General features: G+C 37.2%; 14 protein-coding genes. 1 reads left to right on the forward strand and 13 read right to left on the reverse strand.

Annotated elements, in window-relative coordinates; genetic code table 11:
• Nucleotides 1-67 precede the first annotated feature (67 nt).
• A complete protein-coding gene (locus tag TX86_RS11800) occupies nucleotides 68-520 on the reverse strand; it encodes an SRPBCC family protein (protein WP_042348987.1) in 453 nt (150 codons plus the stop codon).
• A gap of 193 nt (nucleotides 521-713) precedes the next feature.
• Nucleotides 714-968, reverse strand: coding sequence for a hypothetical protein (locus tag TX86_RS11805; RefSeq protein ID WP_154663103.1), 255 nt, complete (start codon nucleotides 966-968; stop codon nucleotides 714-716).
• A 149-nt stretch (nucleotides 969-1,117) separates the two neighbouring features.
• Between TX86_RS11805 and TX86_RS11810 the strand changes: the two genes are divergently transcribed.
• Nucleotides 1,118-1,696, forward strand: coding sequence for a GNAT family N-acetyltransferase (locus tag TX86_RS11810; RefSeq protein WP_042348989.1), 579 nt, complete (start codon nucleotides 1,118-1,120; stop codon nucleotides 1,694-1,696).
• A gap of 82 nt (nucleotides 1,697-1,778) precedes the next feature.
• Here TX86_RS11810 and TX86_RS11815 read toward each other — a convergent pair whose 3' ends face one another.
• From TX86_RS11815 to pyrR, 11 genes are all read right to left on the reverse strand, one after another.
• Nucleotides 1,779-2,210 carry a GNAT family N-acetyltransferase gene (locus TX86_RS11815; protein WP_042348990.1) on the reverse strand — a complete coding sequence of 144 codons (432 nt, stop codon included), beginning with the start codon at nucleotides 2,208-2,210 and terminating at the stop codon, nucleotides 1,779-1,781.
• A 108-nt stretch (nucleotides 2,211-2,318) separates the two neighbouring features.
• The gene (gene pyrE, locus TX86_RS11820) at nucleotides 2,319-2,951 is read right to left on the reverse strand and encodes an orotate phosphoribosyltransferase (RefSeq protein WP_042348991.1); all 633 of its coding nucleotides are present in this window, start codon (nucleotides 2,949-2,951) and stop codon (nucleotides 2,319-2,321) included.
• Complete coding sequence (gene pyrF, locus TX86_RS11825; protein WP_042348992.1) at nucleotides 2,948-3,664, reverse strand: orotidine-5'-phosphate decarboxylase; 717 nt, start codon at nucleotides 3,662-3,664, stop codon at nucleotides 2,948-2,950. The genes pyrE and pyrF overlap by 4 nt, the downstream gene beginning before the upstream one ends.
• Nucleotides 3,664-4,575, reverse strand: a complete 912-nt coding sequence (locus TX86_RS11830) for a dihydroorotate dehydrogenase (RefSeq protein WP_042348993.1) — start codon at nucleotides 4,573-4,575, stop codon at nucleotides 3,664-3,666. The genes pyrF and TX86_RS11830 overlap by 1 nt, the downstream gene beginning before the upstream one ends.
• Nucleotides 4,572-5,348 (reverse strand): dihydroorotate dehydrogenase electron transfer subunit, encoded by a 777-nt coding sequence (locus TX86_RS11835; RefSeq protein ID WP_042348994.1) that lies wholly within the window; start codon nucleotides 5,346-5,348, stop codon nucleotides 4,572-4,574. The genes TX86_RS11830 and TX86_RS11835 overlap by 4 nt, the downstream gene beginning before the upstream one ends.
• A 20-nt stretch (nucleotides 5,349-5,368) precedes the next feature.
• Nucleotides 5,369-8,557, reverse strand: coding sequence for a carbamoyl-phosphate synthase large subunit (gene carB / locus TX86_RS11840; RefSeq protein ID WP_042348995.1), 3,189 nt, complete (start codon nucleotides 8,555-8,557; stop codon nucleotides 5,369-5,371).
• On the reverse strand, nucleotides 8,536-9,642 hold the full coding sequence (locus tag TX86_RS11845; RefSeq protein ID WP_042348996.1) for a carbamoyl phosphate synthase small subunit: 1,107 nt from the start codon (nucleotides 9,640-9,642) through the stop codon (nucleotides 8,536-8,538). Before TX86_RS11845 ends, carB begins: the two co-directional genes overlap by 22 nt.
• Nucleotides 9,639-10,925 carry a dihydroorotase gene (pyrC, locus tag TX86_RS11850; protein ID WP_042348997.1) on the reverse strand — a complete coding sequence of 429 codons (1,287 nt, stop codon included), beginning with the start codon at nucleotides 10,923-10,925 and terminating at the stop codon, nucleotides 9,639-9,641. The genes TX86_RS11845 and pyrC overlap by 4 nt, the downstream gene beginning before the upstream one ends.
• Nucleotides 10,891-11,829 (reverse strand): aspartate carbamoyltransferase catalytic subunit, encoded by a 939-nt coding sequence (locus TX86_RS11855; protein WP_042348998.1) that lies wholly within the window; start codon nucleotides 11,827-11,829, stop codon nucleotides 10,891-10,893. The genes pyrC and TX86_RS11855 overlap by 35 nt, the downstream gene beginning before the upstream one ends.
• 195 nt (nucleotides 11,830-12,024) lie before the next feature.
• Nucleotides 12,025-13,341 (reverse strand): solute carrier family 23 protein, encoded by a 1,317-nt coding sequence (locus tag TX86_RS11860; protein ID WP_042348999.1) that lies wholly within the window; start codon nucleotides 13,339-13,341, stop codon nucleotides 12,025-12,027.
• Between the two features lie 153 nt (nucleotides 13,342-13,494).
• Nucleotides 13,495-14,037 carry a bifunctional pyr operon transcriptional regulator/uracil phosphoribosyltransferase PyrR gene (gene pyrR, locus TX86_RS11865; protein ID WP_042349000.1) on the reverse strand — a complete coding sequence of 181 codons (543 nt, stop codon included), beginning with the start codon at nucleotides 14,035-14,037 and terminating at the stop codon, nucleotides 13,495-13,497.
• Between the last annotated feature and the right edge of the window lie 182 nt (nucleotides 14,038-14,219).

Here is a 14,219-nt window from a genome sequence, read left to right on the forward strand (position 1 = left end):
TTTGGCGTTTTTTTTCTATGAAGACATCCATTCTTTTAAAAATGGAATGTTGATTCATATCACTTCATTACCTTTTTTCAGCTATTCTTTTTAACTCTTTTGCACGATTCACAATAAAATGTCTCATATATTTTTCTAAAAATAATGTATCGGCTATTTTTCCAAGAATGCCAAAAGGAGATTTATAAGAAAAGGTATCTATCATAATAGTTCCTGTTCCACTTTCTATAAATTCATGTATATGCGTAAAAGAACGGAAGACACCTTTAACCATAACATCTGTAAACATGTAAGGCTTCTCCATCGCTATTATCTTTGCTGTTAATTTTTGTTTTACTCCTAGATGAGTGGCTTCCCAAGTTACTGTATTACCATTTTCCATTAATCCAACTGTAACTCCGTCTATAGCTCTTTCCTTTGTTTTCGTAGTAGTTTCTGCGTGTATTTCCACATTTCTCGCAAGATCAAAACAAACATGGATGGCTGCGTCGATATATATATCGTGTTTAATTATAGGCATATCATGTTACCTTTCCTTTTACCTTTGTATCAAAAACACAAACTTACTCGTGACTGATTCTCGAATCCTTATTTCAGTTTCACAAAAAAATAAGTGAAACCAATTATGATTTCACCTGTATATCCTACAGCTATGTTATGTAATGTAATGACATTTTTAAATTTAAGATATTTGTTTTTTTATTCAAAAAAATTTACGCCTTCGTATTATTCCCTTTAAACAACAATCCTTTCTTTGCATACTTCCGAAAAGTAACAACACAAACTGCCGTGTAAATTAAAGAAAAGACTAAAATACCTGCCCATACTTGATTGTTATAACCGATAAACAATAAATTAAAGAGCGAAAAACCTAATAATAAACCTGAAATAGACGCATTTAGAGACCAAAATATTCGTAGCAACATTCGTAATTCACACACCTTTACTACTGAAATGTTTGTATTCATTATAACACCAAAAACCATTTATCAGTAAATCTGTAACATTTTAAATAATATGGAATAATAGGATATATTTCAACTTTTAAAATATACACTCTTCTTATTTAAATTGTATGCATATATAATAAGTACATGAAGCAAGATAGGAGGTCAGTATGGAAATTGGAACAGTTTATGAGCAACTACCTATACTTGAAACTGATCGGCTCCTTCTAAGGAAAATCACGCTACAAGATGCTGAAGATATGTTTGAATATACATCTAACCCTACCGTAAGCAAATATGTATCATGGGAGCCTCATCGTTCTTTAACAGACACAAGAGGGTACATCCATTTTGTCTTACAGCAATACACACTTCATCGATTAGCCCCTTGGGGCATTGAATTAAAAGAGAATAATAAATTAATAGGAACCATTAATTTTGTTGCATGGCAACCAAGACATAAAACAGCGGAAATTGGTTATGCATTATCGGAGCTTTATTGGAATAAAGGTTTCATCACAGAAGCTGCACAAGCGGTACTATCCTTTGGCTTTACAAAAATGAACACCATTCGTATTGAAGCTCGATGTTTATCAGATAATATAGCTTCTCAAAGAGTGATGGAGAAGAACGGAATGACACTGGAAGGAACGATACGAAAAGGATTATTTATTAAAGGCAAACATAGAGATATCAAGTTATATTCCATATTAAAAGATGAGTTTGAAGCAACACATCCCATTTGTTAAATATAGGGCTACCCTATTAAGGCAGCCCTGTTTAGTACTTTATTCAAATTATGCATCCATTAAACAACAGCTTTTTCTATGATTATATTTCTTTCAACATTAATACATGAGGAATTCCATCTTCCATAAATACTTCACCATTTGTTGAATATCCCAACTTACGATAAAAGCCCTCTGCTTGTGTTTGTCCATGTAATTTCACTTTTGAAAGCTGGTTTGCTTTTGCAAGCTCTTCCAACTTCTTAATAATCTCTTTACCTAGTCCAAATTTACGAAACTCTGGTAAAATGCAAATTCGTTCTAACTTTCCATAGCCATCAACTTCACGTAATCTACCAGTCCCAACCGCTTTATCATGATAATAAACTAGAACATGACTACAATGAGCATTGAGATTATCAAACTTATCAAATTCATCTTCTAATGGTACATTCTGCTCTTCTACAAATACGACCTTTCGAATGTTAAAAGCTAATTGTAAATCTTGATTATTTGTAATTAAACTAGTTTTCATGATTGTAACATCCTTCACTTTTATTATTTCCCTATAAAGATACAATAATTTCTATACATAAACAAACAGAGGCATTGATGGATTAACTCCAACAATGCCTCTGTTTGTTTAGTTTTCCATCCAAGCTGTTTCAGTTGGATTTTCACGCCATTTTGTTAATTTCTCAACGTCACTGCTTTGAATGTATCCTTTTTCTTTTGCCACTTCTACTAAAGTAGTGTAGTTGCTTAATGAATGATTGATAATGCCTTCTGCATCAAGTTGCGCTTTACCTTTTTCTAATTCATAAGTAAAGATTGATACAACTCCTAGTACTTCACAGCCAGCTTCACGTAAAGCTTTTACTGCTGTAATAACACTACCTCCAGTTGAAATTAAATCTTCTACGACAACTACTTTTTGACCTGGCGCTGCGTGACCTTCGATTTGATTACCTTTTCCGTGACCTTTCGCTTTAGAGCGAATATAACACATTGGTAGTTCCATTTCGGCACTTACCCAGGCTGCGTGCGGAATCCCCGCAGTTGCTGTTCCAGCAATAACGTCAACTGTTGGATAATGTTCACGAACTAATTTTGCTAAGCCTTTCGCAATTTCTTTACGAACTGCTGGATATGATAACGTTAAACGGTTATCACAATAGATTGGAGATTTCATACCTGAGGACCATGTAAATGGGTCATTTGGTTGTAAAAATACGGCTTTAATGTCTAATAATTTTTCTGCAATGCTTACTTTCATGCTTCTGTTCCCTCCCAGGCACTATTGACTGCTTTATATGCTTCTAATGGTGATGCTGCTTTTGTAATTGAACGTCCCACTACAATTGCATTTGTTCCTAGTAATCTTGCTTTCTCTGGTGTTGCCACACGCTTTTGATCATGTATATCATCACTTGCCATGCGGATACCTGGCGTTACTGTTAGAAATTCATTTCCTAATAAGCCATGAATTCTTTCAACCTCATGCGTAGAACATACAACACCGTCTAAACCAGCTTCTTTCGTTAAAGCTGCATATGATGTAACTGATTCTTCTAAAGAAATCGAGATTCGTTGTTGTGCTTGCATTTCTTCTTCTGTCGTACTTGTCAGCTGTGTTACAGCGATGATTAATGGTCGCTCTTTTCCTTCAGGCGTTCCTTCGATTAAACCTTCTAAAGCTGCCTCCATCATGCGCTTTCCACCCGATGCATGTACATTTACTAAATCTACATCAAGCTTCGCTAAGCCTTTCATCGCTTGCTTCACTGTATTTGGAATATCATGAAGCTTTAAGTCTAAGAAAATTTTATGCCCTCTTGCTTTAATTTCTTGAATGATGGAAGGACCTGCTTGATAGAATAATTCCATTCCTACTTTAACAAATAGTTTTTCATTTGGAAAACCGTCTAAAAACTGCTTCACTTCTTCTAATGTACTGAAATCAAGAGCGATAATAAGAGATTTGTTCATTACTTCCAGCTCCTTCCTGTGCACTCAGAGATATGTTCATACCCTAATTCATCTAATAGTGCTGGAAGCTCGTCGATGATAGTTGGACATACGAACGGATCTACGAAGTTCGCTGTACCTACTGCAACTGCACTCGCTCCTGCATAGAAAAATTCTATAACATCTTCAGCTGTTGAAATACCACCCATTCCAATGATAGGAATATTTACTTGCTGGCTTACTTCATGAATCATACGAATCGCTACCGGCTTAATAGCTGGACCCGATAAACCACCTGTTTTATTCGCGATAACTGGGCGAGCTGTTTTCAAGTTTAAACGCATACCAAGTAAAGTATTAATCATCGTTAAGCCATCCGCTCCACCGTCTTGTACTGCTAAAGCCATTTCTGTGATGTTTGTTACGTTTGGAGATAGTTTCACATAAACAGGAACTTGTGATACTTCCTTAACTTTCTTCGTTAAACGCTTTGCTGTTTCTGGATCGGTTCCGAATGCAATTCCACCTTCTTTAACGTTTGGACAAGAAATATTTAATTCTAGTGCCGCTACATTAGGAGCTGTAGAAATTTGCTTCGCTACCTCTACGTAATCATCTTCTTGTGAACCCGCTACATTCGCAATGATTGGTAGGTCAAATTGCTCTAACCATTTTAATTCATTATTCATTACATGCTCTAGTCCAGGATTTTGTAAACCGATTGCATTTAGCATTCCTGCATGTGTTTCTGCTACACGCGGCGTCGGATTTCCGAATCTTGTTTCCAGCGTCGTAGCTTTAATCATAATCGAACCTAATTTATTCAAATCATAAAGTTCACTATACTCTTTACCGAATCCAAAGCAACCAGAAGCAGGCATGACTGGATTTTTCAAGTTTAAACCTGGTAGTTCAATGTTTAATCTGCTCATAGTATCACCTCTCCCGCTTTGAATACTGGTCCGTCACTACATACTTTTTTATAGTTATGTCCTGGGCGGTCATCGTTTGTTTTGCATACACATGCAAAGCATGCTCCAATGCCACAACCCATTCTTTCTTCAAGAGATAAATAAACCTTCTTATCACTGTAGTTGTTTTCTAATGCTTTTAACATTGGCGTTGGTCCACATGAATATAAAACATCAAATTCAATACCTTCATTTTCAATTACATCTGTAACAAACCCTTGTGTGCCCAGTGAGCCATCCACTGTTGCAATATATGTATCACCTAGCTTAGCAAACTTTTCTTCATAGAAAGCTACATCTTTCGATTGAAAACCTAGTACATGAACAACTTTCACGCCACGTTCTACTAATCGTTGTGATAGTTCATATAATGGCGGCACTCCAATTCCTCCACCTACTAGAAGAGCTGTTTCACCTTCGTTTGCTTCTTCAACTGGAAAACCATGTCCTAGCGGGCCTAGTACATCTACTTGTTCCCCTGAATTTCTTTCTGCTAGTAATGTCGTTCCTCTACCTTCCGCTCGGTAGATCATTGTAAATTCTTGCTTCTCTTGGTTGATGGAACAAATGGAAATCGGTCTTCTTAGAAGTGGTTCATAGCTATCTGCTACTTTAATATGCACAAACTGCCCTGGCTGTTTCATCTCAGAAACGAGCTCACCCTTTAGGGTAAGCTCGAAAATGGAATGTGCAATTTCTTTTTGACTAACGACCGTTAATTTTTCGTTTTTCATGACTAGATTGCACCTTTCTATTATTTAATCGTGTTCATTGCTTCGCTTGAGAATGTCATTGATTCAATTACTTTCAAGATCGCATCTGCAGTATCTAAAGAAGTTAAGCATGCGATGCCATTTTCTACTGACTCACGGCGAATTCTGAAACCATCACGCTCTGGTTGTTTACCTTTCGTTAATGTATTGATAACGAATTGTGCTTCACCGTTGCGGATTACATCCAGTAAATCCGGACCTTCTGAACCAATTTTATTTACTACTTTTACTGGAATGCCTTGTTCTTGTAACTTAGACGCTGTTCCACTTGTAGCAATTAGTTGGAATCCAATATTGTGGAATCGCTTCGCAAGTGATAACGCTTCTTCTTTATCTTTATCAGCAATTGTAAGTAACACCGATCCATGCTCTTTCATTTTGATTCCAGAAGCTACTAAACCTTTGTAAAGAGCTTTTTCTAACGTTGCATCTTTACCCATTACTTCACCTGTTGATTTCATTTCAGGTCCTAATGTAATGTCTACACGGCGTAGTTTAGCGAAAGAGAATACTGGTACTTTAACAAATACGCCTTGTTTCTCAGGTACAAGTCCCGTTGTGTATCCTTGGCTTTCTAAGCTTTGACCTAAGATTACCTTAGTTGCAACGTTTGCCATTGGCACACCTGTAATTTTACTTAAGAATGGTACTGTACGGCTTGAACGAGGGTTTACTTCGATTACAAACACATCGTCGTTTGCTACAACATACTGGATATTTAGTAATCCGATGATGTTTAAGCCTCTTGCTAGTTTTTGAGTGTAATCAATAATCTTGTTTTTTACTACTTCAGAGATATTTTGCGGTGGATATACAGCAATACTATCTCCTGAGTGAACTCCTGCGCGTTCGATATGTTCCATAATACCTGGAATTACTACATTAACACCGTCAGAAATCGCATCAACTTCAATTTCTTTACCTGTTACATAGCGGTCAATTAAAACTGGATGTTCTGGGTTAATCTTAACCGCATTTTTCATGTAAAGAAGAAGTTCTTCTTCTTTATAAACGATTTCCATTGCTCGTCCACCAAGTACGTATGAAGGACGTACAAGTACTGGATAACCAATATCTGTTGCAATTGTTACTGCTTGTTCAACCGATGTCGCCGTTCTACCTAATGGTTGTGGAATGTTTAATTCTGTTAGCGCATGTTCGAATTTATCACGATTTTCTGCACGATCTAAATCTTCTAATGATGTACCAAGAATTTTCACGCCACGTTTTACTAGTTTATCAGCTAGATTAATAGCCGTTTGTCCACCGAACTGTACAACAACACCTTCTGGTTTCTCAAGGTCGATGATGTGCATTACATCTTCAATTGTTAATGGTTCGAAGTATAATTTATCTGAAATACTGAAATCTGTTGAAACTGTTTCAGGGTTGTTATTGATAATAATGGCTTCATAGCCTGCTTGGTTAATTGCCCATACAGAGTGTACTGTTGCATAGTCGAATTCAACACCTTGACCGATACGAATTGGACCTGATCCTAGTACGATAACGCTTTTGCGATCTGTAACAACACTTTCATTCTCTTCTTCATATGTGCCATAGAAGTATGGTGTTTCAGATTCGAATTCAGCTGCACAAGTATCAACCATTTTGTACACAGGAATTAAGTTGTTTTCTTTTCTCCAGTTGTATACTTCTAGCTCTGATACGTTCCAAAGTTTAGCGATTGTAATGTCAGCAAAACCTGATTCCTTAGCTTTCTTTGCTACTTCTAGGTTAAACGGTACACTTTGTACTTCTTTTTCTAGAGTGATGATGTTCTCCAATTTCTTTAGGAAGAATAAGTCGATTTTGCTCCACTCATGAATTGTTTCGATTGTCACCCCTCGTCTTAAAGCTTCGCCGATGTAGAATAAGCGCTCATCTCCTGCTTTTCTAATGCGCTTTTCGATTAAAGCATCATCAAACTCTTCATCGTCTTTTAATCCAAGGTGATAAATACCTGATTCTAATGAACGAACTGCTTTTAATAATGACTCTTCTAATGTACGACCAATCGCCATTACTTCCCCTGTAGCTTTCATTTGTGTTCCTAAGTTACGATTAGCAGCTTCGAACTTATCAAATGGCCATCTTGGAATTTTTGATACTACATAATCTAGTGCAGGCTCGAAGCTTGCATATGTTTTCCCTGTAACAGGGTTCATCATTTCATCAAGTGTTAAACCAACTGCAATTTTCGCAGCTAATTTAGCAATTGGATATCCCGTTGCTTTTGATGCTAGAGCCGAAGAACGGCTTACACGTGGATTTACTTCGATGATATAGTAGTTGAAGCTATCTGGATCTAGAGCTAGCTGAACGTTACATCCACCTTCGATTTTTAATGCACGAATGATTTTCAATGAACAGTTACGTAGCATTTGATATTCTCTGTCACTTAGCGTTTGGCTAGGTGCAACTACGATAGAATCACCTGTATGTACACCAACGGGGTCAATATTTTCCATGTTACAAACAACGATTGCATTGTCATTGCTGTCACGCATTACTTCATATTCGATTTCTTTGAAGCCTGCGATACTTTTCTCAATTAAACATTGTGTAACTGGACTATGCTTCAAACCGCTTGTAACGATTTCAATTAATTCTTCTTCATTATTACAGATACCGCCACCAGTTCCACCTAAAGTAAATGCTGGACGAACGATGATTGGATAACCGATACGGTTTACAAATGTGTATGCTTCTTCTAATGTGTGAATAATGTCGCTATCCGGAACTGGCTCACCAAGTTCATTCATTAAGCTTCGGAATAAATCACGATCTTCCGCTTGGTTGATTGCTGAAAGCTTTGTTCCTAGAATTTCTACGCCACACTCTTCTAGTACTCCTGCTTCAGAAAGTTCTACAGCAAGGTTAAGACCTGTTTGTCCACCTAGTGTAGGAAGAAGCGCATCTGGACGCTCTTTGCGAATGATTTTGCTTACGAATTCAAGTGTTAAAGGTTCGATATATACCGCATCTGCAATTTCTGTATCCGTCATGATTGTAGCTGGGTTGGAGTTAATAAGAATTACGCGATAGCCCTCTTCTTTCAATGCGATACAAGCTTGTGTTCCTGCGTAATCAAATTCCGCTGCTTGACCGATGATAATTGGACCTGAACCAATTACTAGTATGCTTTTTATATCTGTACGTTTTGGCATTGTTTTTCTCCCTCCGCTTTCGCTGTTTCAATCATGTTAATAAATTTATCAAATAATCCATTTGCATCTTCAGGCCCTGGTGAAGCTTCTGGGTGATACTGAACTGTAAATGCTGGATATTCTTTATGTTTTAGCCCTTCGATTGTTCCATCATTTAATGCAACATGAGTCACTTCTAAAGGTGTGTTCTCTAATGATGCATCCTCAACTGCATAACCGTGATTTTGCGAAGTAATTGCAATCTTACCAGTTTCTAAATCTCTTACAGGATGGTTAGATCCACGGTGTCCGAATTTCAATGGCTCTGTATTCGCATTGTTTGCAAGAGCGAATAATTGGTGCCCTAAGCAAATTCCGAATAATGGCACTTTTCCTTGTACACCTTTTATCATTTCAATTGCTTGTGGAACATCCTTTGGATTTCCTGGACCGTTCGAAAGCATAATACCATCTGGACTTAAGTTTAAAATTTCTTGTGCTGTTACATTATAAGGAACTACAACTACATCACAATCTCTTTTGTTTAACTCGCGTAAGATACCATGCTTCATACCGAAGTCTACTAATACTACTCGTGAACCTCTACCTGGGCTTGGATATGCTTTCTTCGTTGATACTTTTTTAACTTGATCAGTTGGAAGCACAGCTGCCTTTAACGATTCAATTACTTCTTCCGGCTTCTTCTCCATACTTGTAATAGCACCTTTTAATGTACCATGTTGACGAATGATGCGTGTAAGTTTTCTTGTATCGATTCCTGCAATACCAGGGATATTATTTTGTTTAAAGTATTCATCTAACGTAATTTCACTACGCCAGTTTGATGGCATTTCCGCAACTTCTTTTACTACAAAACCAGAGATTGCTGGTGTAATAGATTCAAAGTCATCTCTGTTAATACCGTAGTTTCCAATTAAAGGATACGTTAGTGTTACGATTTGACCACAGTATGATGGATCAGATAATACTTCTTGATAGCCTGTCATACCTGTATTAAATACAACCTCACCCATACGATCAACATCTGCTCCAAAAGCCTTGCCCACAAATACTGTGCCATCTTCTAAAATAAGTTGTCTTTTCATGCTTTCACGCTCTCCTTTTGCCATACTACTGTTCCATCAACCATCGTTAATACTGGCCAACCTTTACAATTCCATCCACCAAATGGTGTGTTTTTACCTTTTGATGCGAACTTCTCTACATCAATCGCTTTTTCTTCTTGTAGGTCAAGCAATACGATATCCGCTAAGCTTCCTTCTTCAAGAACTCCGTAAGGCAATTTAAATGCTTCACTTGGCTTGTTTGTTAAGAATGCAAGCAGTTGTTCTAATGTAATAATGCCTTTTTCTACGAAATGTGTATACAATAACGGGAATGCTGTTTCTAGTCCAACAATTCCGAATGGTGCTAGCTCTATTTTTTCTGCTTTCTCTTCTGCTGTATGAGGAGCATGATCAGTTGCGATAAAATCGATTGTTCCATCTAGTAAACCAGCAATTAATGCTTCTTGATCTTTCTTTCCACGAAGAGGTGGATTCATCTTATAATTTGTATCTACGCTAGGGATATCTTCTTCACATAATAATAAGTGATGTGGCGTAACTTCTGCCGTTACTTTTAATCCTGCACGCTTCGCATCACGAACAACTCTTACTGAAGCTTCTGTACTAATATGACAAACGTGGTAGTGACAATCCGCTGCTTCAGATAATAGAATATCTCGTGCAATATGTACTGACTCACATACAGAAGGAATTCCGTTTAATCCATGCTCTTTCGAGAATTTACCTTCATGCACACAGCCTTTATTAATTAATGTATTTTCCTCACAGTGCGCAACGATTGCAGCATCTACTTTTGCAGCTTGCTTCATCGCTTCTAACATCATAGCCGCTGATTGTACACCTACGCCATCATCTGTGAATGCAAATGCTCCAGCTTTTTTTAATTCTGCAAAGTTTGTTAACTCTTTACCTGCTTCACGAATTGTGATTGAACCGTATGGAAGTACGCGTACACTTCCTGTTTCCTCAATACGTTTCATTAAATTTTCCACATTCTCTTTTGTATCAGGTACAGGTCGCGTATTAGGCATAGCTGCAATTGTTGTAAAGCCACCGCGAGCAGCCGCTTTCGTTCCTGTTTCAATCGTTTCTTTATGCTCCCCACCAGGCTCACGTAAATGCACATGTAAATCTACAAATCCAGGTGAAACGACAAGTCCAGTTGCATCAATTATTTCTGCACCATTATCACTAATTTGATCAGCGATTTCTATGATTTTCCCGCTCTCAACTTTAAGATCTTTCGCTTCAAGTTTTCCTTCTTTATTAAACAATTGACCATTCTTGATGATGATTGCCATTTTCCATTCCCCCTTGAGATTTTGCTGCCTCTAATGATCTTTTTAATACTGCCATTCGAACATATACACCGTTTTCCATTTGTTTAAAAATTCTAGAACGCTCACATTCTATTAAATCTTCATCTATTTCAACATTACGATTAACTGGTGCTGGATGCATAATGATGCTTGTTGACTTCATTTGTTGTTCTCTAGCTTTCGTTAATCCGTATGCTTGTAAGTACGCTTCTTTACTAGATGTCATTTCTTGATCATGACGTTCATGTTGAATTCTTAGTAGCATAACAACATCTGCTGTACGAACGGCTTGATCGATGTCTTCATATTCTCCTACAGTAATACTTTCATCAAACCACTCTTTAGGACCTGAGAATACTACTTCAGCACCCAATCGTGTTAATGTATCCGCATTAGAGCGTGCTACTCTACTATGACGAATATCACCAACAATTGCCACTTTCAAGCCTTGAAATCTGCCAAATTCTTGATAGATTGTCAATAAATCTAACAAGCATTGTGTTGGATGATGACCACAACCATCTCCACCATTGATGATTGGAATATTCACTTTACCTACTAATTGGTCAAAGTATTGATCTTCAGAATGGCGAATGACAACAGCATTCACTCCGATTGATTCTAATGTTTTTACAGTATCGTAAAGTGTTTCCCCTTTTTGTACACTAGATGTTGAAACTTCGAAAGGAATTACTTCTAATCCTAATTTTCTTTCAGCCACTTCGAAGCTGCTCTTTGTTCTTGTGCTGTTCTCAAAGAATAAGTTAGCTGCAAATGTCTGAGTTTTTGGTCTCCACACTTCACCTTTTGCAAAGCTCGTAGCGTCCTTTAAGATGTTATAAATTTCTGTAGTAGATAATTCACAAGTAGTTAGCAAATGGTTCATAGTGATTCCTCTCCTTTACGATTTAACGATCATGTTTTATAAAAAAACGCCCTAAACTTATATCGTTTAGGGCGTTTGTCAGAAAAATTTGTGCATTGAATAAACAATCCAACATTTTGGTTTGTTAACTATCCACTGCGCATACTCATTTCTGCAACACCCTTATAAATCTCTCTGGATTTCTTTAAAAGGTGATTATGCTACTGAATCTGTATTTCCAAACATATCTTTAGGTTTTTCTTTACCAGGTAATATTGCATTTAATATTACCCCAATGATTGCAGCTAATGCCATACCAGATAGTGAAAAACTACCGATATTTAAAACAGCACCGCCAATTCCTGTTACAAGAATAACTGAAGCAATCATTAAGTTTCTATTTTTCGAGAAATCAACTCGATTATCTATTAACATGCGTAATCCACTTGAAGCAATGATTCCGAATAACAGGATTGAAATTCCGCCCATTACTGCTGATGGGATTGAGCTAATTACTGCTGAAATTTTACCAACGAATCCAAACATGATTGCAATCACACCAGCTCCACCAATTACATATACACTGAATGCTCTTGTAATCGCTAGAACTCCAATATTCTCACCATAAGATGTTAGTGGTGGACCACCGATGATTGATCCAATGATAATTCCTGCTCCATCACCCGCAATAGAACGATGAAGACCTGGTTTTTTAATGAAATCTCTTCCAACTACGTTACTTAACACCATCTGATGTCCGATATGTTCTGATAATGTTACAACCGCTACTGGAATCATCGCAACGGCAATTCCCCAATTAAATACTGGATCATAGTTTACAAATGGTACATAGAAATCCGGTACAGAGAACCAGCTTGCTGCTTTTATTCCACTTAAATCCACAATTCCTACTGCTAAAGACACTAAGTATCCTGCAATAATCCCTATCAAGATCGGAATCAATCTTAGGAATCCCTTCATATATACATTACAAATGATTGTAACTATCAATGTAACAAGTGCTACTGAAAAATGCGTTAAACTATATTTCAAATCAGCTGTAGGCGCTCCGTAATTACTATACATCGCCATACCAACTGCAGTTGAAGCTAATCCTAATCCAATTACCATAATTACTGGCCCAATTACAACTGGCGGAAGTATATTCATTAACCAGTTAATACCGGCTTTGTTTATAATAAGTGCAATAATACCGTATATAATACCTGCTAAGAAACATCCAAGCATAACTGATTCTGGTCCACCAAGAGCTTTCGCTGATAGTATTGGTGCGATAAACGCAAATGATGATCCTAAATATGCTGGAATCTGTCCTTTTGTAATTAATAGGTACGTTAGTGTTCCTAAACCACTTGAAACAAGTGCTACAGCTGGACTCATTCCCGTTAAGAATGGTACAAGTACTGTTGAACCAAACATAGCAAATACGTGTTGAATACTAAGCATTAACCATTTACTTGGTTTTGGTACTTCTTCTACGTCTAAAATATTCTTTTGTTGTTCTTGTTGCATGTTTTCCCCCACCTTTGTTCTAATAAAATACCCTCGTTTTCACGAGGGCACAAATGGGTAAGGTCATTCATATACTTTTCACTTTAGTAAAACAGTGTCTCATATATGATTCCTTCCCTTCGTAGCCTCTCTGGACTTACATTAAAAGGGTCATTATTTATCATAAATACTGACTTTATCTAACTTATCAACTTCCACTAATGAAACAGTAATCTTTTCAAGTAGTGATGTTGGTACGTTCTTTCCTACATAATCTGCTCGAATTGGTAATTCACGATGTCCGCGATCAACAAGTACGCCTAGTTGGATTTGAGATGGTCTTCCAATATCCATCAACGCATCCATTGCAGCTCGAACTGTTCTTCCCGTATATAAAACATCATCTACAACAATGACTTTCTTATTCGTAATATCAATCGGAATGTTCGATCCCTTCACGAATGGCTCGCCATCATTGTTCTTCTTACTTAAATCATCTCTATAAAGCGTGATATCCAATTCACCAACTTCAATGGCTTTTCCTTCGATTTGTTCAATCTTAGCAGCCAATCGGTTCGCAATGAAAATCCCACGTGTTTTGATTCCAACTAAAATACAGTCTTCTATTCCTTTGTTCTTCTCAATAATTTCATGGGCAATACGTGTTAATGCTCTTCTAATTGCTTGTTCATCAAGAACTACAGCTTTCTCATTCATGTTAGGCACCTCCCCGTCATCTAAACTATAAAAAAATCCCCTTGCCCGCAGCAAGAGGATTTAGATACACCTGTATACACACAATATATGCATGTGTTAGGTTAGTCCGTTTCCTTCTCAGCCTCACGGGACTGATGTTTAAAGGTTCATGTTTAACTGTTTATATAATACTGTCTATATAT

Origin of the sequence: Bacillus massiliigorillae, assembly GCF_000380245.2 — a bacterium.
GTDB classification, from domain to species: Bacteria; Bacillota; Bacilli; order Bacillales; family DSM-1321; genus Bacillus_AD; species Bacillus_AD massiliigorillae.